Here is a 20,713-nt window from a genome sequence, read left to right as displayed (position 1 = left end):
GTTATCACTTATAAACCTGCTATGAAACCCGTGTTTTAACGGTATTTTTAGCGTTAAATAACGCATTCTTCGTACCTTTGCCTTATATATTCTATCTATGTCTAAAAAGAAAAGCAATTCCTCTATCAAACTGGTACTCACCCAATTGGTATTGGATATATTTGAACAAAGCGGCAATGCGCCGCTTAATTACAAACAAGTTTCAGCAAAATTGAATGTCCGCGACCCCGAATCACGCGAAACCATTCTCGAAATATTAAAAGAAGAGGCCCAAAAGGGTACACTCAAAGAAGTATCGCACGGCAAGTTCCAGCTGCGCGAACTGAAAACATTTATTGAAGGCGTAGTCGACATGACCAATGACGGTTCGGCCTATATTGTTACTGACGACCCGGACGAAACCGATATTTATGTAGCTCCGCGTAAACTAAGAAACGCCCTAAATGGCGACCGTGTGAAAGTGTACGTTTATGCTAAGAGCAAGGGCCAGCGCCAGGAAGGCGAGGTAATAGAAATATTGCAGCGCTTCAAAATGGAATTTACCGGCATTGTAAAGGTATCCGAGCGGTTCGCCTTCTTTATTCCTGACGACCGCAAAATGATGCACGATATATTTATCCCCCTGAGCGACCTGAATGGTGCTAAGAACGGGATAAAAGCCGTAGCTGAAATAACCGACTGGCCCGCGGGTGCTAAAAACCCCATAGGCCGCATCAAAAATGTGCTGGGTGTCCAGGGGGAAAATGACACCGAAATGAACGCGATCCTGGCGGAATATGGCTTCCCCCTTTCCTTTCCAAAGGAAGTGGAACATGAGTCGGAGGAGATACCCGATATCATAACAAAAGAAGAAATAGCACGCCGTCGCGATTTTAGAGAAGTACTAACTTTCACCATCGACCCATTTGATGCAAAGGATTTTGACGACGCCATATCCTTTAAAAATCTGCCGAATGGCAATTATGAGGTCGGCGTTCATATAGCCGACGTATCCCATTATATCCAGCCTGATTCGGCCCTGGATAAAGAGGCTTTGGAACGCGCTACATCAGTTTACCTTGTCGATCGTGTGATCCCTATGCTGCCCGAACGTTTATCCAATGGGCTGTGTTCGTTACGTCCCAAAGAAGATAAGTTATGTTTTGCGGCTGTTTTTGAACTGGATGAAGATGCCCATGTGGTAAACGAATGGTTTGGCAAAACCGTCATACATTCCGACCGGCGCTTTGCTTACGAGGAAGTACAGCAGATCATCGAAGATAAGGCCGGCGAGTTTGCCGGGGAGATATTAAAGCTGAACGCCCTGGCTTACAAGCTGCGCGAACGCAAATTTAAAAACGGCGCTATCAGCTTCGAGACCACCGAAGTAAAATTCAAACTGGACGAAAGAGGTAAACCTATTGGCGTGTATATAAAAGAACGCAAGGATGCCCACAAACTGATAGAAGATTTTATGCTGCTTGCCAACCGCAAGGTGGCCGAATATGTAAGCAAAATGGGCAAAGGCAAACATAAATATACTTTTGTTTACCGTACGCACGATTCGCCGAAGGCGGATAGCCTGGCCAGTTTTGCACAATTTGCAGCAAGGTTCGGTTATCGCATCAATATGAAATCGGACAAAGAGATAGCCAAATCGCTTAACTTTTTGATGGAGGATGTGGAAGGGAAAAAAGAGCAGAATGTGCTTACCCAATTAGCCATCCGCTCCATGGCAAAGGCCATTTATACCACCAAATCTACCAGCCACTACGGCCTGGCATTTGACCATTATACGCATTTCACTTCTCCCATACGCCGTTACCCCGACGTGATGGTGCACCGGCTGCTGTTTCATTACCTTAACAACGGGCAGTCGGCTAATGAGGCTTATTATGAAAAGTTGTGCCAGCATTGCTCGCAAATGGAGAAAAAGGCTGCTGATGCTGAACGTGCCTCGGTCAAATACAAACAGGCCGAGTTCCTGCGCGACCAGATCGGCAGTATCTACACAGGCATCATATCAGGCGTTACCGAATGGGGCATGTATGTAGAGATCATCGAGAACAAATGCGAAGGCATGATACGCCTGCGCGAAATAGCCGACGATTTTTACACCCTGGACGAGAAGAATTACGCCATTATTGGTCAGCGTAAAAAGAAGATATACCGCCTGGGCGATGAGGTGAAGATCAAGGTAAAAAATGTGGATCTTACCAAAAAACAGATCGATTTTTCATTAATACAGGATTAGATTAAGTTGATTGAGTTTGTTAACATTGCATCCTGTTACAAATCGCCCCTGAATGAGGACTATTAACCAGTTGCAGGAAATAATTAACCGGGAGGTTGATCATCTTGAATTTCCAACTTATCCCGCCGACCTGTACGAACCCATAAAATATATTCTTGCGCTTGGTGGCAAGCGCATAAGGCCCGCCTTGTTGCTGATGTCGTGCGATATGTTTGGCGGCGATGTTCAACAGGCCGTTCCCCCTGCGCTGGCGATAGAGGTGTTCCATAATTTCACGCTGATGCACGACGATATTATGGATAACGCCCCCTTGCGCCGCGGAAAGGTGACCGTGCACGAAAAGTGGAACAAAAACGTGGCTATCCTTTCGGGCGATGTGATGCTGGTGAAGGGTTATGAACTGATGATGAATGTGGAGGACCGGCTGCTGCGTCCCATCATGAATATCTTCAACGAAACAGCCGTGGGCGTTTGCGAGGGCCAGCAGATAGATATGGAGTTTGAAACGCGCAGCGACGTCAGCATCAGCGAATATATCAACATGATACGCCTGAAAACAGCTGTTGTGCTCGGCGGCGCGCTTAAAATCGGCGCGCTCATCGGCGGATCAACTCCTGAAGATGCGTTATTACTCCAAACCTTTGGCGAGCAGTTAGGCGTTGCTTTCCAGTTACAGGATGATATACTGGATGTTTACGGCGACCCCGAGAAATTCGGCAAGCAGGTGGGCGGCGATATCTTGTCGAACAAAAAAACCTTCCTCCAGATCAAAGCGCTTGAACTGGCAGATGAACAACAAGCCGTAGAACTGGGCAAATGGTTCGCGGGAATCCAATTCGACCCGAAAGAAAAAATAGAGGCTGTTACTGCCATTTATGATCAGCTGAATATCCGCCATTACGCCTGGGAAACTATGCATACCTATGCTGCCAAAGCGTTCGGGGCATTGGACGCCATCGGCCTGCCCCCGACCCCCAAACAATACCTCCGCGACTTTGCCGACGGATTGATGGTGAGGGAGAATTAAGTATATTTAGGGGATGAAGTGGCTTATATTATCTTGTTTGATTTTTTTGCCTGCCGCAGGCATTAACGCCCAGTCAAAATCTTCTGCTAAGCCGTCTGGCGACGCAGCTTTTGTTGAGCCCGTAGAAATAAACCCCATGTTTCCGGGTGGTGATAAAGCGTTTCGTAAATTCCTATCTGATAATTTGAAATGGCCGAAGGATGCTCCGGACGTCCAGGGGAAGGTTTTTATTTCTTTTATTATTGAAAAAGACGGAAGCTTAACTCACTTTAAAGTGGAACGAAGTTTATGGCCTTCCATAGATGCAGAAGCGTTGCGGGTGTTAAAAAAATCTCCCAAATGGAAACCCGGGGTACAAGATGGCAAATCAGTAAGAGTATCTTATACATTGCCTGTTTCATTCGCGATATCATATGAATAGAACAACTATATTTAATTCATGAAAAAAACCTTATTCGTATTACTATTTACGGCAACAACAGGGATTATTCGCGCCCAGCAACCAACCACGCCCCCACCACCGCCGCTGCCGGCAAAACATGCTGACCCGGATGCTGTGATCGCCGTTGACGGCCTGGACACGACCACATTAAAAGACGATAAGGTTTTTACTGCCGTGGAGCATGAACCGGAATACCCGGGCGGCATGATGAAATTTTACCAATACATAAATGAGAACCTTAAATATCCCGAAAAAGCAAAAGACAGGAGTATAGCGGGCAGGGTGATAATTGGATTTATTGTGGAAAAAGATGGTTCATTTTCCGATATAGTTATAAACAGGGGGGTATCCCGCGAATGTGATGCCGAAGCAATAAGATTGCTTAAAAGCACACAAAAATGGCAGCCCGGAGTTCAAAATGGGCACACTGTCCGTGTGATGTATAATGTTATTATTACTTTTAAAATGCCAGAGTAATTGGATCCTGTTCCTTCTGAATAAACCATATGAAAACCTTTGGAATTCTTCTGCTTCTGGTAGTGCCGGGTTATTTTGCAAAAGCGCAGGGTAAAATAAAGGCTTCCAAAGCTGCGCACGTTAATAAAACTTTTGTGGAATGTGATGATGAAGTATTAGCCTCATTTCCGGGTGGTATGCATAACTTTAATAAATACATCAAAAAAAGCCTGCATTATCCGGCCCGGGCCATGAAGCATCATATACAGGGAAAGGTGTTATTAAATTTTATCGTCGAAAAAAACGGCAATATCGACGCTATAAAAGTTGTCAAAAGCGTATCCCCCGACCTCGATGCGGAAGCTATACGAATACTCAAACATTCGCCCAAATGGCGCCCCACAACCGAGTGCGGAAAGCCGGCGAAGACCGAATTTAACTTACCTATTAATTTTTCTTTAAAGAAGTCAAAGTATAAACATGAAAAAGCTATTTAACATTTTGTTCGCATTGGTTTGCTGGTGTTCATTCGCCCACGCCCAAACTGAAGATACCGTCCTCACATCGGGCGGTAAACTAAAACCGGAGCAGGCTATTATGGATGTGCGGCATTATACCATCGCACTCAATATTGATTTTAAGCAGCACACCATCGAAGGTTATACTGTGATCGATGTGGACATGGCGACGCCCACTAATGTATTGTTGTTCGACCTGATGAATGATTACAGCGTGCACAGTGTATTAGTAAATGGCAAAAAACAGGCTTTTGATTTCAAACACAAGCTGATAACCATTAACATGGATAAGGAGTTACCCGCAGGTAAAGCCAGCGTAAAGGTATTTTATGGTGGCAAGCCACATGTTGCCCGCCGTCCGCCCTGGGACGATGGCTTTACCTGGACGCAGGATTCGACCGGGCACCAATGGATGGCTATTACTGCCGAAGGCACCGGCGGTAAGTTATATTTTCCATGTAAGGACCATCCTTCGGATGAGCCCAATGAGGGTGTGGATTTGATGATAACCGTACCAAAAGATCTGGTAGTCGCTGGACCGGGGTTATTGAAGGATGTCAAAAAGCACGGCGAAAAAGCCACCTATCATTGGAAAACCAATTATACTATCAACAACTACAGCATACTGTTCAATGTGGGCGATTATCAAGTGTTCAGCCGGCCTTTTACTACAGTTAACGGCACCAAAACCACCGTGCAGTTTTATGTATTGAAGGAACACGCCGATAAAGCAGAACACTTCCTGGATGTTTTCGAAAAAACCATCCACGAACAGGAAAAGTATTTCGGCGAATACCCCTTCGCCAAAGAAAAGATAGCCATGGTGGAAACGCCGCACCTTGGCATGGAGCACCAGACCATGGTAGCTTATGGCAACAAGTTCCGCTACACCAAAATTGGCGGCGAAGATTATGACTGGCTGATGCACCACGAGTTCGGGCACGAATGGTGGGGCAATAAAGTAACTGCCAAAGACTGGGCCGATTACTGGATACACGAGGGTATCTGCTCTTTCGGCGACGCGCTTTATACCCGCGAGTTTGAGGGCGAGGCGGCTTATAACAAGATATTTCAGCATAGCATTTTCGGCATACAGAATAACCTCCCAATCGTTCAACACCCTGATATGGACGAGGAAGCAGCTTATATTAATGACATCTATTCCAAAGGCGCTTTCTTTATGCACACACTACGTTATGTAATGGGCGACAGCACATTCTTCCCGGCATTGAAAACCTTCGTCACGAGTCCGCAGTACACTTATGATAACCTGGTGAACACCGATGATGTGGAGCAGTTTTTCACCAAAGCAGCAGGTCGCGACCTGAAACCATTATTCAACCTGTACCTGCGCACAACGGATAAACTGGAAGTACATGTAAAAGCATTGCCCGGCAATAAATATCTTGTCCAATTACAAAATATCAGTATTCCGCTGCCGCTGGATATCACCACTGACGCAGGTGTTAAACATATCATTGCCGATAGCAAAGGTGTTAAGATTGACAGCAAAACTATGCCGGTTATTGATCCGGAGGTGTTTTATATTAAGAAGGTAATTATAGAATAACATATGAGAGCAACGATTATTACAATTATACTTTCGGTCTTCTTTGCCGCTGCCAAGGCGCAGAATACTGACACAAGCAAAAAAGCCGGTACCGATACGACAAAATGGTTTCCTGTCGATGTAGAGCCTGCTCCTACTGGCGGAATGGGCGGGTTCTATATGTATCTGCAAAAAAACTTAAAATACCCTAATGTCGCAAAAGAGAGCAATATTCAAGGGAAAGTACGGATAGAATTCGTGATAGAAAAGGATGGGACTTTAAGCAATATCCGGGTTACTGAAAGTTTGACACCTGAAACCGATGCCGAAGCGATCAGGTTAATTCAGAATTGCCCTAAATGGAAACCCGGTACGGCACGCGGTATGCCGGTTCGGGTACGGTATAGTGTACCAATAAAATTTGAATTGCCCGGCGATAATTAAATACAAAGCCCGCATTGTTAAATGCAGGCTTTGAGTTTTATTTTGAAAGGCCTTACTTACTCAGCGCCTTCTTCTTTGTCAGCTTTCTTTGCTTTTGGTGCAGTGGCTTTCTTTGCCTTTGGTGCTTCTTCGGTTGCTTCAGCAGCAGGTGCAGCCTCTTTAGCCGGTTTTGCTTTTGGAGCTTCAGCTACCGGAGCAGCTTCTGCTGCTGGTTCAGCCTTAGCTTCTGCCTTTGGAGCAGCTTTAGCAGCTGGTTTAGCCTTTGGTGCTTCCGCAACAGGTGCAGCTTCAACTGGTATTACCGATACGTATGAACGGTTATCAGCTTTCTTTTTGAAAGAAACGATACCGTCGGTCAATGCGAATAAGGTATGATCTTTACCGATCCCTACATTCAGGCCCGGGTTGTGCGGGGTACCACGCTGGCGAACGATGATATTGCCTGCGATGGCAGGCTGACCGCCGAAAATTTTGATACCTAAACGTTTGCTATGTGACTCACGACCGTTCCGGGAACTACCGGCTCCTTTTTTATGTGCCATTTCTTATATTTTTTATGGTCCCGGTTTCCCGGAACACGTTAAAACCTTTGTTTATAATGTGATACCGGTGATCTCGATCTTGGTAAACTGCTGGCGGTGGCCATTTTTCTTTTTGTAACCTTTTCTTCTTTTCTTTTTGAAGATAATTACTTTATCACCCTTTAAATGAGACACGATCTTAGCCGATACTTTAGCGCCCTTCAAATCAGAACCTAATTTGAATTTACCTTCGTTTTCTGCTAATAACACACTGTCAAATTCAATACTAGCGCCTTCATCTCCCTGTAAACGGTGTACAAAGATCTGCTGGTCTTTAGCAACTTTAAATTGCTGTCCGGCTATACTTACTATTGCGTACATGGTTATTAATTAATGTTTTTAAAATTCGAGGTGCAAATATAGAAATTTCAAATTCAATTATCAACACTAATTATTTTTTTGATGAGAGGCTTCTTCGGATAATACGGACTGGATGGTTTTTATCAACTCGCGATTGGCCGCCTTCAGCTTCGGGTCGCCCTCGAATGATTCGTCAAACACCACCTTTTTGCTTTTTCGCTGGTAGTTAAACTGGATAACATACCGCGGCGCGGGGTGCCCGTTACGTCTGAGCGTAGTGTCTCCCCTTTCATCAGATGGCCAGTCCCACAAACCCTGCTCGGCTGCCTTGCGATGGAGCACCAGCAGCAACTCTTTGGGCAGGTGTACGTTCATTTTTATCAATGAATCGTGCGTATCCACAAACTGGTAGTCGCCGGTGGCCGAGTTATATTTATTGATCAGCGTATCCCCCGGGCCATACTCAAACGTAAACGATTTAAACTCCGCAAACCGGTAAGGCGCATTCTTGAATACATGCGCATAGTAATAAACGCAGTAGATCATAAATGGCACGATCACGCTGGCAATTAGAAATATTTTTTTTGTTGTCTTGTTCATTTTAATTATTGAATTACTGATTTATTGAATTATCGAATTCATTTATTTGATACCGTTTTCCGGGATGCTGCGGTTATTTTCAATATTTCAAACTCTATGCGTTCAAGGTTTTCCATTTTAATAAGTTTAGGAATGTTACATAATTATAGACCATTAGTTAATCTCATAAATCAATATTCAGCAAATCAATAAATCAGTAATTCAATAATTAATTCAGCTCCCCTTCCCATTTACTCACCACCGCCGTAGCCAAAGTATTACCCAATACATTGGTAGCCGAGCGCCCCATATCCATTATCGGGTCGATGCCAAGTAACAGTGCTATACCGACTTCCGGGATATTGAACATCGAAATAGTTCCGGCTATCACAACCAGCGCAGCGCGCGAAACACCGGCCATGCCTTTGCTGGTCAGCATCAGTACCAGCAGCATGGATAATTGCTGCCCGAAGCCGAGGTGAATACCGTAAGCCTGCGCCAGGAACAATGAACCAAAGGTCATGTAGATCATGGAGCCTACCAGGTTGAACGAGTAACCCAGCGGCAGCACAAAGCTTACTATCTTATTGCTGCACCCAAAGCTCTCCAATTCCTCCAGCACACGCGGGTAAGCCGCCTCACTTGTCGAGGTGCTGAAGGCCACCAGGATAGCATCCTTTACATTCCCCACCAAAGTCCAGGCTTTACCTTTCAAAACCCCATAGCTTGCAAAGAATATCATGGTCCAAAGAATAGCCAGCCCCAAATAGAATTCTCCGATGAAAGTGGCGTAGGTGGCTATAATACCCAGACCTTCTTTAGCAACAACAGCGGCTATGGCGCCAAATACGGCAATGGGCGCCAGCTTCATCACGTAGCCAGTTATCTTCATTACCACATGGGCCACGGCGTCCATAAACTTGATGATGATCTCCCCTTTTTCACCAATGGCCGCTGTCGCAATGCCGAAAAACAGGGAGAATACCACTATCTGCAGCATATAGTTATTCGCCATAGCCTCGGTAAAGCTTTGGGGCACCATGTGCGAGATGAAATCTTTCAATGATATAGCCGATTTTTTAATATCGGTACCTAAGGCACTGTCGGGCAACGAAAGGTGCATGGCGCTGCCCGGAGAAAACAGGTTGACCAGCAGCATACCCAGCAATAATGAAACAAATGTAGCCCCGATAAATAACAACAGTGTTTTGCCGCCTATCCTGCCCACGGCTTTAATATCGCCAACTTTGGCCACGCCGACTACCAGGGTGCTGAATACCAGCGGGGCGACGATCATTTTGATCAGCCGCAAAAAAATGTCGCTTAAAATAGTAAAGCCGACGAGTTTATCGTCCCTTTCGGTACTGTATTGCTGCTTCGCTTTCAGCTGGGTTTTCCGTTCCGTTTTTAATTGTGAGTATATGGCGCTGGTAGTATCCGTTGTCGCGGTTATTTGGGCATCAATGGTTTTAATACTTGCGTCGGCTGTGCTTATGTTGGCATTGATCTCGCCGATAACATTGGTGTTATAAATATAACCCGCGGCTACACCCAGCACCAGGGCGATAATGATATAGAGAGTTATCCGGCTTTTTTTCATTTGAAACGGGACTGCGAAACTACAATTATTTGGCTACAAATGGGAAGTCTGCAAGGGGCTTTTTTGGGTGGGGTATTCCCGTGACTACAAACAGGTTGTCTTTGCGGGCAATATCATTAAGTTAAGGATTGACCCCGGCGGGGTCAAAGGTCGGTAGAAAATAAATAACAAAAATACCGTGCCATCGGTACGGAACTTCGCGAGGTTGCGTACCGATGGCATGCTAAATTATCTAACAAAATTGATCTTCTACCGACCTTTAGCACCTACGGCGCTATCTGAAGGGCGTGAAGTTTCGCTAAGACATTGCCTACGGGATATAACGATCGATCTTGCTCCGTAGGAGCTACCTGTTTGTAGAATTTTCCAACACAAATATTAAGCTCCGTAGGCGCTTCCCATTATATTTGCTGTTTATATCAACAAATGAGCATAAAAGTTTACGGTTTGGCCGATATTAAAAAAGAGATCCAATTCCAGGATAAAACTGTTTTGATGGAATTGGTGCTCCGCCTTGCCCGTTATAAAAAGGAGAATAAGGAGCTGCTGGCCTACCTGTTGTTTGAGGCTGATAACGATCGTGGCTTTATCGACAGCGTCATCGCCGAAAACGGCTTTATGTTCAGCCAGCTGCCCTCCAACAATTACCAGATGGCAAAAAGCATGCGCAAAATACTGCGGCTGCTTAACAAATACATCAAATTTATGGGCTCGAAAGAGGCCGAGATCGAGTTCCTGCTTAGTTTTTGCCGCAATTATATACAATATGCCGACAAACGCGGATCGTACAAGCCGATGCGGCTGATATTGACACGCCAGTTGGAGAAGATCAAAAAAACGATAGAGAAACTGCACGAGGATCTGCAGTTTGATTACACGCAGGATTACAACGCCATGCTGGACGATGCACAGGCGCAATTAAAATGGTTTTACAAGGATGATTATCTGCTGTAACATTCCAGCCGAGCCAACATCTAACCCGTATAAATTTAACTGATTTGAACACCAGGGAAGCGGCATTCAAGCAAATATTTGAAGCTAATTCAAAAAAGATATACCATCTGTGCTATGGTTATACCGGCGATGACGATGCCGCAAACGACCTGTTGCAGGAAACTTTTTTAAAGGTGTGGCAAAACCTGGATAAGTTTCGTAACCAGGCGCAAATATCAACCTGGATCTATCGCATTGCTGTAAATACTTGTCTTACTTATCTGCGTTCAGAAAAAAGACAGGCAAAAGACGAGCTGACCCCACAGATCGCTGAGAATAAGAGGGAGGAGTTTTCGGAGAAGAATGAGCAGGTGGCACTGCTGTATAAGTGCATATCAAAATTGGAAGAATCGGAGAGAATTATCATTACCATGGTATTGGATGAAATGCCATACCCCGAAATTGCCGATATATCGGGTATATCCGAAGGCAACCTGAGGGTAAAAATACATCGCATTAAACAAAAATTGACAGAGTTATTTAACCACTATGAAAGACTTTGATCATTTGATGTCTGTTTGGCAGGGACAGCCAAAGCAGGACCAGTTTTCGGTGGATGAGGCGCTGAAGCAGGTTAAGAAAGGCGTGCGTGGTATCAAGAACCAACTGTACTGGGGCATTGTGGCTATGATGGCCGTATTGGTGCTCACCTTTGTTATCACCTTCTTCTTTGTTTTCCAATGGCTAACCTACCTGGGGCTTTTTATCATGCTTTTCACCATGGTGCTTTACGCCGCTATGATCATACGCAACTACCGTATTCTTAACCGCCACGATGCCACGCAAAACCCCTCTGATTACTTACAGGACCTGAAAGAATACCAGCGCAACCGCACCAAAATATCCGGATGGTTCTTCTATATATACTTGTTACTTATAAGCCTGGGGCTGTCGCTTTATTTTATCGAGATATTGCAAACCGCATCTGCCTTTTATAAGGCCTCGGTATATACCATTACTATTGCCTGGTTCCTGTTCCTCACCTTCTGGTACAAGAAACGTATTTTCAAAAACGAAGAAGAAAAGCTGAACCTCATCATCGACAGGTTAGAGCGGCTGCAGGGGCAATTTGAATAATAGGAGGTGAAAGGTTAAAGCTGAAAAGTAAAAGGTTTTTAAATTTAGTGAGGTCAACCTTTCGCCTTTGTCCTTTAACCTCATTAAAATACCTTTATACATGCTTTCTCCCGTCACTATACAATTAGTCCGTCCGTCCGAAGTTGACCGGTTGCTTGCCCTTAGCCGAAAAACCTTTTATGATGCTTTTGAGCATTTGAACAATCCTGATGATTTTGAGGCCTATACGTCCAAAGCGTTTACTCGCGAACAGCTGTTGTCCGAGATAGAAAACCCTGATTCTGCGTTTTACTTTGCTGTTATTGATAACGAACCAGCAGGTTATATTAAACTGAATTACCGTGCTGCGCAGGCCGAGTACCAGGATGCAGATGCCGTCGAGATAAGCCGTATCTATGTTTTGGCAAGCCAGCAGGGTAAAAAGATAGGCAACCGCTTACTGGATTTTGCCATTGACAAAGCTATTGAATACAAGTTGCGATACCTATGGCTTGGCGTATGGGAGCACAATCTAAATGCGCAGCGCTTTTATGAACGCAATGGATTTATCAAAACAGGCAGTCATGAATTTCTGGTGGGACATGATGTGCAGACCGACTTTTTGATGAAAAGAATGTTGATTTAACCAACTGCAACAATTGGCCCGGGTATTTGTTATCTTTATGATAACCTGTTGATCCACTGCCATGAAAGCCATAAATTCCATTATTGTAACCACTGCTTTGCTGGTTACATTTTATATCCTGCTGCATTTTGATGCCAGCCCGGTGCTTACCGTTCTGCTATATTTTTCAATACCAATTGCTATGGTGATTATGGCACTTTCCATCCTGCTCGATGACAGTACGCCCTATCCTGAATTAGGTGACGAAGAATGGGGTTACCGCGATAAAGGCTACAGCGAACTTAGTATGTTTTAGCTATTTACACCCCTAACACTGCCCAAAACGACTTTTTTGGCAAAACTGTTGCTGCCGGCCTTGCATCAGCTGCGAGCCTGGTCAGCGTCGATGTTAACAGGTCAATGTCAAATGGCTTGTGCAGGCAGGCATCAGCAAAGTTTTCGCAGGCTATTTTAGGAATATGCCGGTCGGTTGAAGTAAGTATTACTTTGATAGCCGCCGTCCTTGGGTCGGTTTTAAGTTCCTTGCACAGGTCGCCGCCAAAACCAAAAGGGGGCCGGTAATCAATAACGATCACATCGGGTTTTATAGCAAGTATTTCGTGTAACGGAATTAGCCTGGTGGAGCTAATGAATTCTAAATCAAGTTCTCTGATCGTTGCCTCAAATAGTTGGTTAACAGCGTCGTCACTTTCAATCACCAAAATCTTTTTCATAGGTATTATTAGCTAATGGTTAGTGAATCCTTACTTCCGGGAAGTATTGTTGCCTCGTAGTTAGCAAATTTGTATCATAAAGATAGAAATAATTTTATTGTAACAAAATCATTACAGATTTTTTCATTCCAGAATGAAACGTTTATTGACCAATTCCATACTAATTAAACTTAAAGTTCAACGCTATTAACGCAATGTTTCTTCCGTTCGATTTCCGCTGAGAACTCCAGCAAAACATGAATCGCAAGGCGGTGCACTGTAGGAATTTCAGGTCGCCCAAAATTTAATTGAAATTGATTGGCCGTCACAAATACCAAAAACGTCAAAAAATAGCCGGGATAAAAGTATTTTAATCTCTGTTGCATCCCTGAAATTCTGCAGGTTGTATTTGTAAACAAAAACCTGCTTATCTGCATCATATTTAAACCCCAGCCCTTTTAGCGGATTTGACACTCTGCCGTCGAACACAAAGTCTGGTTCTTGGGGATTAAACATATTTACGCAGATCGATAAAAAATCAACATCTATTTCAAATGTAATTTGCACGTCATCGTCATCATATATACTGAAAACAATTTGAAATTTATCAATCTTCCGGGCTACAATATCGAAAATGAGGTCGTCTATTTGTTGACTGTCATTAAAAACTACCTTTTTTTCGGATTCCAACTCCAGGTCCAATCTGTTCTTTTTAAGTTCCGCAGCCTGTCTATCTGTAAAAAACTTCCACAACATTTTATTTTTCCTGAAGTATTCTGGCGGCTTCTTTAGTGAACGCTCTTGTCTTTTTAGTTCTTGCCGCCGGTTGTGAAGAGGATCTTTGAATGTATATAGTTTATTCAGCCTGCTTTCTAATTTTATCAACGCTTCAGAATGATGGTAGGCAATAAGATAATCATAGTCTGACATGCTTTGCTTCATCATTTTTTGAATTGATCTTTTTTCAGCTTCTAAAGCGGCAATAACAAGGTCTAAATCGCTTTTCATCAGGATAAAAATAGTAATTACGACCACTTATTCCCTAAATTCTCATTCATTTTTTCCTTTCACATTTCCTATCAATCCCTCATAAACGGATTGAAGTTCCGCGTGCCTATGTTCATCCCCGCAGCCCGGCAGACGGTTTTATCACCGAATTTAAAATTGATCTTGTCCATAGCCTGGTAAAGCTGCAACTGGCGTTCGTTATCGTCAAAAAGGTTTATCTGGTAACTGCCTGTGGCCAGGTTGCTCAACCTTACTCCTATCAGCCGTACAGGTCGGTTCTGGTTCCAGGCCTTGGTTAACAGGTTTTTGATTCCCGGTATCAATATATGTTCGGCCGCGGTCAATGGTATTTTTTCCTGCTGGGTGTGCGTCTCAAAATTGGCAAAACGTATTTTTATCGCCAGGCATGATGCCAGCTTGTTCTCCCGCCGCAGTTTCGACGACAATTCCTCGGTCATCGATACCAGGGTAGTTTCCAGCGTGCGGCGGTCACTCACGTTATTGCCAAAGGTGCATTCTGTGGATATCGACTTACGGTCCGAATGCGGCACTACCTCGCCGTAATCGACACCCCTCGCCTTTTCGTATATCCACAGCCCATTTTTGCCAAACACCGTTTGTAAAAAACGCAGCTGCACTTTTTGCAGATCGCCTATTTTCTCGATGCCGTACTCATAAAACTTTTTGCAGGTGCTTTCGCCCAGGCCCGGCATGGCCGATATGGGCAGCGGCGCCAAAAAGGCCATTTCGCTGCCATGCGGCACAAAAAGCTGACCGTTGGGTTTGGCGCGATTGGTAGCCATTTTAGCGATCGTTCGGCCCGAACCCAGCCCGAACGATATAGGCAATTTAGTTTCTTTGATAATGCGCTGCCGCACCTGAGCCGCCAGCTGATAGGGGTCGTAAAAGCGGTCGGTGCCGGTAAGGTCGATATAAAACTCATCAACCGAAGCCTTTTGGTACAGCGGCACCATCTCGTCGATGATCTTTGTAACACGTTTCGAATAATCCGAGTAACGTTCGTGATTGCCCCGCACGCTGATGGCATGCGGGCACAACTTAAAAGCATCGCGGCTCGACATACCCGAATGCACCCCAAACCGGCGCGCCTCGTAACTGCATGACGCCACCACTCCCCGTTGTGCATTGCCGCCGATTATGATGGGTTTGCCTATCAGCGACGGATCGTACAGCCGCTCAACCGATACGAAAAACGAATCGAGATCGATATGCATGATATACCGTTTGAACGACATGATACAAATGTGAAAATAATTTTGATATTTTACTAATATTTTTAGCAAATTTGAATGCATATTAAATTATTAAATGATGAAAAGATGTGATTATTTGTTGGTGTTGTCACCCCCCAGAAACTTTGAGAAATTCGTTTCGAGTGAAAAAAGATTCGCGAAACGAATAATAGGTAGATTCGATAGTATGGGTTCTATCGGACATATAACAATAACTAACTTTTTTAATAAAAATGATTATCAGATTGAACCTCAATTCAATTCTCTGCAACGAAAAATATCGACCCTGCCGCGTTTGAATTTAAGAATAAATGGTTATGATTATTTTGAAAGTACTGGTGGAAAAACAATTTATATTAAACCCATCGTTGGGAAATTTGAACAGGAATGGTTTAACCAGATAAGCGATCACGTAAAAAGGAGTGAAATCGTGCCGCATGTAACTATTGCTAAGGGAATTTCAGACGAGCAATTTGATAAATTATGGCCGATCTTTAAAGACAAAGAGTGTTCAGATTCGTTTTTTGTTGACTATTTAACCATCTTAAAAAGAAACACCTATGGGCCTGATAATTACTACATCGTTTTTAAAAAACTAAAATTCAAAAACGAAAGACTCCTTGCTCCATTTGTTTATAAGAACAGGAAAAGGAGGAGCGCACCAAGAAATTCTTTTTGGGGAATACAAACTTTCTTATTTTAATAGATTTCCTGTCATTCTGAGCGCAGAGAAGAATCTATCGATGGGTTCCTTTTGTTCCGGAAATATTTTGCAATAGATCCTTCACTACGTTCAGGATGACAATACGCGGTGGATAGTTAACCTTTCAGCTTTAACCTTTCGCCTTTAACCTCGAAGCAAATGGAAACCTACAAAGACTATATGATTATCCTGTCGCCGCCGATGTCTATCGCTGAGCAGGTAAAAAAATACAAACAGGCTGCGCACCGGCTTATAGGCGATTTTGAAAGTTTGCATAGCAAAGCGCATATCAGCCTGAAAAGATTGCACCGCCAAAAACCTTACTGGACGGAGCCACAGTTTGATAAACTGGAGAAGGAGCTATCACTTTTGGAGCCTGCCGCTTTGCAACTGAACGGCTTTGCTACCTTTTTGCCGACGGATTATACCACCATTTATGCCGCCATATTATCCACACCCGAAATGGAAGATTGGTTTAAACGCCTGCGCCAATGCCTGGGCGAGAAAAAATTTGTGCCGCACATTACCATAGCCCGGCAAGTGTCCAATGACCGGGCGCGCAAGCTGTGGCCCAAATTTAAGGACCGCCCCTGGAGCGACCAATTCGAGATAAAATACCTGACCATATTGGAGCGCAGCACTTACGAACACGATAGAAGCTGGCAGGTACACCGGCAAATACCTTTCAGGGGAAAAGCGGAATGGTATGTATTACCGGATAAGCGGAAAGAAATTGTTAAGGCCGTGGATGAGAACCAGATTTCGTTATTTTAGAGTGGATCGAAATGGGCGGAAATGTCATGCCGAACTTGTTTCGGCATCCCACGAGGCAAGTAGATATCATGCTGTAAATTAGCTGATGAGATGCCGAAACAAGTTCGGCATGACGTCTGCTCCTTACCTTTTTTAACATTTTCTTAACCCATATCAACCTTTTGCCTATATTTGCGCCAGGGTAAGTCTTTTACGACCAGCTCCTCTTGAACTCCCCCAGGGTGGGAACGCAGCAAGGGTAGAGGGTTGTAGCGGTGCGATAAAAGTAGCTTACCCTATTTTTTTTCTTTTTTGTCAGAACCGTGATTCAACGGATTTTCCAGATTTTCAGGATAATATCATTTTACTTTTCTGATTAAATTATAATGTGGATTAGCATTATATTTCGCTGTTGATTCGTGTGGATCAATTAAATCGTCCAAATCCCGGTTCAGACAATGGAAATTAAAAACGAAGAGCGCCATCACGCAGGTTCATTTTATGTGGAAGAGGATGGAAAACGCGTTGCGGAGATGCGCTACCTTATTCGTGATAGTATCATGAATATTTACCATACCGAGGTAAAGCCCGATCTTGGCGGTCACAAAATAGGTTTTCAATTGGTGGAGACCGGTGTAAAGTTCGCCCGCGAAAACAATTTACAGATACTGCCCACCTGCAGTTTCGCGCGTTCGGTTTTTGACCGTACGCCGGAGTTCAGGGATGTAAGGGTAATGGAGGAAGAAGACTGAGGTGAAAGGAGAAAGGTAAAAGGATAAAGGTTTTGTTTATTGCATTCTTTTACCTTTCACCTTTCTACCTTTGACCTTTTACCTTAAAAAAAATGCTCGATATATTTATCATAGGCGGTGGCCCCATAGGTTTGGCATGTGCTTTACAGGCGCAGAAGGCCGGTTTAAGCTACATTATAGTGGAGAAAGGCTGCCTGGTTAATTCGCTGTACAACTACCCCACTACCATGACCTTCTTCAGCACGTCGGAGTTGCTGGAGATAGGCGGCATACCCTTCGTTACCATCAGCAACAAGCCCAAACGTGCCGAGGCTTTGGAGTATTACCGCAGGGTGGCATTTTCAAATAGCATCAAAACAAACCTGTTCGAGGAAGTGCTTTCAGTAAATAAAACGGACGAGCATTATACCATCGGCACCTCAAAAGGGACTTATGAGGCTAAAAATATAATAGTTGCCACCGGCTTTTATGACATTGCCAACAAATTGAACATTCCAGGCGAGGAATTACCCAAGGTAAAACATTATTATGATGACCCGCATTACTACGCCCTGCAAAAAGTGGTGGTAGTGGGCTCCAGTAACTCGGCAATTGACGTGGCTTTGGAAACCTGGCGCAAAGGCGCCGAAGTAACGCTGGTGATACGCGATGCCGAGGTGAGTCACCGGGTAAAATATTGGGTAAGGCCGGATATACTGAACCGCATAAAAGAAGGCAGTATCAAAGCTTATTTTAACTCGAACCTGACCGCCATACGCGAGCAGGATGTGGAAATACAAACTCCTGAAGGCAAAATAACCATCCCCAATGATTTTGTAATGGCCATGACCGGCTACCGCCCCAACTTTGAGTTTTTGAAAAAGATCGGCATCAACCTATCCACCGATGCTAAGTTACTGCCCGAGTACAATAAGGAAACCATGGAGACCAACCTGAAAGGCATTTACCTGGCGGGCGTGGTTTGCGGTGGTATGGATACCCATCTTTGGTTTATCGAAAACTCGCGTATTCATGCGGAAATGATCGTTGGTGATATAGTGAGGAAAAGATAATTGTTGGGATGTCGCGTTTGAGCTCATCCAGAAAATAACATTTCAACTTTACAACCTTCCAACCTTTCAACACCAAAAATAACTACTTTAGCGCCCTAAATACCGTTTACGATCATGCTGATAAGCTTTTTACGCCCCGATGCGCCACCCATATCCTCTTATAGCGATGAAGAACTAAGGGGGCGTATTGATAACCGCGAGAATTACCTGCCCGAAACCGTACTGAATGCTGTAGCCGAATTACAGCGCCGCGGTCATGAATTTTCGGATGAGGAATTGCAGGTGATCAGCGAGGATATGCAGGCGAGGATAGAAATAGTATCTGAAACCACCCCTGCTTTCGGCATAATAAATGATAACTACAAAGACGCCCTGGTAGAAGATCCGGACGCTTACGAATTCTATTCGAGGCGGGTTATCAAAGTATTTACGTTTTTCTTCAGTGCACTCTTCGGCGCTATTTTAATGGCCATAAATATCGGAAAAACAAAGGACTACAATGGGGTAGTATTAGTTTTGGTTTTTGGGATGGGCATATCTGTCGTCGAACGAGTGCTGGCGGGCGCTATTGGTCTTGGAGCCGGTGCAACGATATTTTTTGCATTTATAAATGCCTCTCTCATCGATGCTTTATTTTGGAACAAATACATCGGCAATACTACACTTTACAAGGCACGGGCCTATGTAGCTCCTTTGATCATCGGGCTGCTGCTCACTGCAATCGTTGTATGGTCAACGTTCCAGCTAAATGGCATCGTGAAATAATTCCGGCTTTTCCGCACCAAAAGCAGAAGGAAAAATTAATTCTCAGCTTTGAACACCTTCAGACAACCTTTCAGCTTTACAACCTTTTAACCTTTCAATAAAATTGGCCAAAAGTCAACCTATTCACATTAAACACATTTTTTCTTGCATAAGTTAAAATTAATGCGATAATTTGCACCCAAATTAAAAAATACCAAAAACACGCATTAAAGTGATACAGCAAGGCATTATAAAGCACATTTTGAGAGCGATATTCGCTCCGCTTGCAACTGTTGCGGTTTCTCCTGCACCTGTGTTTGTACAGGCAGGTTTGCCAAATATCCCTTCCCGACGAAGGCTCTACATCCCCCGGGTTTAATTTTTGCTATTCAGTATTAACCCAGGAGACGCAAAATGTTGCGTCTCTGCCATCAACAAAATTCATCAAATTACGTATTGGCCTGCAGGGTCAAAAATTTAACGTTAATTTATTTCAATGACAATACAAGATTTTGATATTCAGGTTGCCTCGGCACAGCACGTTGATTTTGCGCAGATGATCTGCGACGAGATGGCTGAGTCGGCAAAAGCGCGCGGTACCGGCATAGCCCAGCGTTCGCCTGAATACGTTGCTAATAAAATGCTGGAGGGCAAAGCGGTTATTGCCCTGCATAAGGATGGTACCTGGGCGGGCTTTTGCTATATCGAAACCTGGAGCCACGGCGATTTTGTGGCGAATTCGGGCTTGATCGTAAACCCGGTGTTCAGGAAATCGGGGTTGGCGAAGGCGATAAAGCAGAAGATATTCCAGCTGTCGCGAAACAAATATCCGCATGCCAAAATATTCGGTTTGACAACTGGTCTGGCGGTGATGAAGATCAACTCGGAATTAGGTTATGAGCCGGTTACGTATTCGGAGCTGACCCAGGATGAGAATTTTTGGGCGGGCTGCAAAAGCTGCGTGAACTACGACATACTGATGAGCAAGGACCGCAAAAACTGCATGTGCACCGCCATGCTGTTCGACCCGGAGGAGAAGCAGAAAGAATTTGAAGACAAAATGAAAAAGATAACGCATAAGGCCACGTTGCTGGAGCGTATCGAGAATGCCATTAAGAAACGAATGGATAAATTTGTTGGGGGTGAAAGGATAAAGGTTAAAGGCGAAAGGTTATCCTGGTTAACTATGAGGCACACGGACATTGGAGGGAAACGTTAAACCGTCATAACTGTGAACGGCCAGGATGATGGGATGCTGAAAACAAGTTCAGCATGACATATTTACGTTCTGACGCGCAAAAAAATATCATTAATAAAATTAGAGCATACGCT

At 44.2% G+C, this 20,713-nt stretch carries 25 protein-coding genes and 1 other RNA gene; 19 read left to right on the top strand and 7 right to left on the bottom strand.

What is annotated here, in order from left to right:
* Window positions 1-97 precede the first annotated feature (97 nt).
* From rnr to VL525_RS20925, 7 genes are read left to right on the top strand one after another with little or no spacing between them, the layout of a single operon-like run.
* Entirely contained in the window at window positions 98-2,233 is a 2,136-nt protein-coding gene (gene rnr / locus VL525_RS20955) for a ribonuclease R (RefSeq protein ID WP_325389368.1), read from the top strand.
* Between the two features lie 52 nt (window positions 2,234-2,285).
* Entirely contained in the window at window positions 2,286-3,260 is a 975-nt protein-coding gene (locus VL525_RS20950; RefSeq protein ID WP_325389366.1) for a polyprenyl synthetase family protein, read from the top strand.
* 13 nt (window positions 3,261-3,273) lie between these two features.
* Complete coding sequence (locus VL525_RS20945) at window positions 3,274-3,681, top strand: energy transducer TonB (RefSeq protein WP_325389364.1); 408 nt, start codon at window positions 3,274-3,276, stop codon at window positions 3,679-3,681.
* Between the two features lie 18 nt (window positions 3,682-3,699).
* A complete protein-coding gene (locus VL525_RS20940) occupies window positions 3,700-4,179 on the top strand; it encodes an energy transducer TonB (protein ID WP_325389362.1) in 480 nt (159 codons plus the stop codon).
* 29 nt (window positions 4,180-4,208) lie between these two features.
* Window positions 4,209-4,655 carry an energy transducer TonB gene (locus VL525_RS20935; RefSeq protein ID WP_325389360.1) on the top strand — a complete coding sequence of 149 codons (447 nt, stop codon included), beginning with the start codon at window positions 4,209-4,211 and terminating at the stop codon, window positions 4,653-4,655.
* Entirely contained in the window at window positions 4,639-6,246 is a 1,608-nt protein-coding gene (locus VL525_RS20930) for a M1 family metallopeptidase (protein WP_325389358.1), read from the top strand. The genes VL525_RS20935 and VL525_RS20930 overlap by 17 nt, the downstream gene beginning before the upstream one ends.
* 3 nt (window positions 6,247-6,249) lie before the next feature.
* Window positions 6,250-6,669 carry an energy transducer TonB gene (locus tag VL525_RS20925; RefSeq protein ID WP_325389356.1) on the top strand — a complete coding sequence of 140 codons (420 nt, stop codon included), beginning with the start codon at window positions 6,250-6,252 and terminating at the stop codon, window positions 6,667-6,669.
* Between the two features lie 56 nt (window positions 6,670-6,725).
* Here the strand turns inward: VL525_RS20925 and rpmA are convergent, their stop codons facing one another.
* The 4 genes from rpmA to VL525_RS20905 all read right to left on the bottom strand — a co-directional run bounded on the left by rpmA (window position 6,726) and on the right by VL525_RS20905 (window position 9,729).
* Window positions 6,726-7,211, bottom strand: coding sequence for a 50S ribosomal protein L27 (gene rpmA, locus VL525_RS20920; RefSeq protein ID WP_325389354.1), 486 nt, complete (start codon window positions 7,209-7,211; stop codon window positions 6,726-6,728).
* A 51-nt stretch (window positions 7,212-7,262) separates the two neighbouring features.
* The gene (rplU, locus tag VL525_RS20915; protein WP_090467954.1) at window positions 7,263-7,571 is read right to left on the bottom strand and encodes a 50S ribosomal protein L21; all 309 of its coding nucleotides are present in this window, start codon (window positions 7,569-7,571) and stop codon (window positions 7,263-7,265) included.
* A gap of 66 nt (window positions 7,572-7,637) precedes the next feature.
* Window positions 7,638-8,150, bottom strand: coding sequence for a hypothetical protein (locus tag VL525_RS20910; RefSeq protein WP_325389343.1), 513 nt, complete (start codon window positions 8,148-8,150; stop codon window positions 7,638-7,640).
* Between the two features lie 208 nt (window positions 8,151-8,358).
* Entirely contained in the window at window positions 8,359-9,729 is a 1,371-nt protein-coding gene (locus tag VL525_RS20905; RefSeq protein ID WP_325389341.1) for a dicarboxylate/amino acid:cation symporter, read from the bottom strand.
* 426 nt (window positions 9,730-10,155) lie between these two features.
* Between VL525_RS20905 and VL525_RS20900 the strand changes: the two genes are divergently transcribed.
* The 5 genes from VL525_RS20900 to VL525_RS20880 all read left to right on the top strand — a co-directional run bounded on the left by VL525_RS20900 (window position 10,156) and on the right by VL525_RS20880 (window position 12,719).
* The gene (locus VL525_RS20900; RefSeq protein WP_325389339.1) at window positions 10,156-10,683 is read left to right on the top strand and encodes a hypothetical protein; all 528 of its coding nucleotides are present in this window, start codon (window positions 10,156-10,158) and stop codon (window positions 10,681-10,683) included.
* Window positions 10,684-10,727: 44 nt separating this feature from the next.
* Entirely contained in the window at window positions 10,728-11,225 is a 498-nt protein-coding gene (locus tag VL525_RS20895; protein ID WP_325389337.1) for an RNA polymerase sigma factor, read from the top strand.
* Window positions 11,212-11,799, top strand: a complete 588-nt coding sequence (locus tag VL525_RS20890; protein ID WP_325389336.1) for a hypothetical protein — start codon at window positions 11,212-11,214, stop codon at window positions 11,797-11,799. Before VL525_RS20895 ends, VL525_RS20890 begins: the two co-directional genes overlap by 14 nt.
* Window positions 11,800-11,899: 100 nt before the next feature.
* Window positions 11,900-12,424, top strand: coding sequence for a GNAT family N-acetyltransferase (locus tag VL525_RS20885; RefSeq protein ID WP_325389334.1), 525 nt, complete (start codon window positions 11,900-11,902; stop codon window positions 12,422-12,424).
* A 61-nt stretch (window positions 12,425-12,485) separates the two neighbouring features.
* On the top strand, window positions 12,486-12,719 hold the full coding sequence (locus tag VL525_RS20880; RefSeq protein WP_325389332.1) for a hypothetical protein: 234 nt from the start codon (window positions 12,486-12,488) through the stop codon (window positions 12,717-12,719).
* A gap of 4 nt (window positions 12,720-12,723) precedes the next feature.
* Here the strand turns inward: VL525_RS20880 and VL525_RS20875 are convergent, their stop codons facing one another.
* The 3 genes from VL525_RS20875 to dinB all read right to left on the bottom strand — a co-directional run bounded on the left by VL525_RS20875 (window position 12,724) and on the right by dinB (window position 15,380).
* Window positions 12,724-13,137 carry a hypothetical protein gene (locus VL525_RS20875; RefSeq protein WP_325389330.1) on the bottom strand — a complete coding sequence of 138 codons (414 nt, stop codon included), beginning with the start codon at window positions 13,135-13,137 and terminating at the stop codon, window positions 12,724-12,726.
* Between the two features lie 267 nt (window positions 13,138-13,404).
* The gene (locus VL525_RS20870) at window positions 13,405-14,124 is read right to left on the bottom strand and encodes a hypothetical protein (protein ID WP_325389328.1); all 720 of its coding nucleotides are present in this window, start codon (window positions 14,122-14,124) and stop codon (window positions 13,405-13,407) included.
* 71 nt (window positions 14,125-14,195) lie between these two features.
* Window positions 14,196-15,380, bottom strand: a complete 1,185-nt coding sequence (dinB, locus tag VL525_RS20865) for a DNA polymerase IV (protein WP_325389326.1) — start codon at window positions 15,378-15,380, stop codon at window positions 14,196-14,198.
* A 184-nt stretch (window positions 15,381-15,564) separates the two neighbouring features.
* Between dinB and VL525_RS20860 the strand changes: the two genes are divergently transcribed.
* The 7 genes from VL525_RS20860 (at window position 15,565) to VL525_RS20830 (ending at window position 20,600) form a co-directional block, all read left to right on the top strand.
* Window positions 15,565-16,080: a 2'-5' RNA ligase family protein gene (locus tag VL525_RS20860; protein ID WP_325389324.1), complete on the top strand. Its 516-nt coding sequence runs from the start codon at window positions 15,565-15,567 to the stop codon at window positions 16,078-16,080.
* A gap of 159 nt (window positions 16,081-16,239) precedes the next feature.
* A complete protein-coding gene (locus VL525_RS20855; RefSeq protein ID WP_325389322.1) occupies window positions 16,240-16,854 on the top strand; it encodes a 2'-5' RNA ligase family protein in 615 nt (204 codons plus the stop codon).
* Between the two features lie 179 nt (window positions 16,855-17,033).
* Window positions 17,034-17,132, top strand: an RNA gene (gene ffs / locus VL525_RS20850) — signal recognition particle sRNA small type.
* A 159-nt stretch (window positions 17,133-17,291) separates the two neighbouring features.
* Window positions 17,292-17,585 (top strand): GNAT family N-acetyltransferase, encoded by a 294-nt coding sequence (locus VL525_RS20845; RefSeq protein ID WP_325389320.1) that lies wholly within the window; start codon window positions 17,292-17,294, stop codon window positions 17,583-17,585.
* 92 nt (window positions 17,586-17,677) lie between these two features.
* On the top strand, window positions 17,678-18,637 hold the full coding sequence (locus VL525_RS20840) for a YpdA family putative bacillithiol disulfide reductase (protein WP_325389318.1): 960 nt from the start codon (window positions 17,678-17,680) through the stop codon (window positions 18,635-18,637).
* A gap of 114 nt (window positions 18,638-18,751) precedes the next feature.
* On the top strand, window positions 18,752-19,402 hold the full coding sequence (locus tag VL525_RS20835) for a hypothetical protein (RefSeq protein WP_325389316.1): 651 nt from the start codon (window positions 18,752-18,754) through the stop codon (window positions 19,400-19,402).
* 475 nt (window positions 19,403-19,877) lie between these two features.
* Complete coding sequence (locus tag VL525_RS20830; RefSeq protein ID WP_325389314.1) at window positions 19,878-20,600, top strand: GNAT family N-acetyltransferase; 723 nt, start codon at window positions 19,878-19,880, stop codon at window positions 20,598-20,600.
* Window positions 20,601-20,713: the final 113 nt, after the last annotated feature.

This window comes from Mucilaginibacter sp., from assembly GCF_035492695.1.
Lineage (GTDB): Bacteria > Bacteroidota > Bacteroidia > Sphingobacteriales > Sphingobacteriaceae > Mucilaginibacter.
This window is presented reverse-complemented; position numbering and strand designations above follow the sequence as displayed.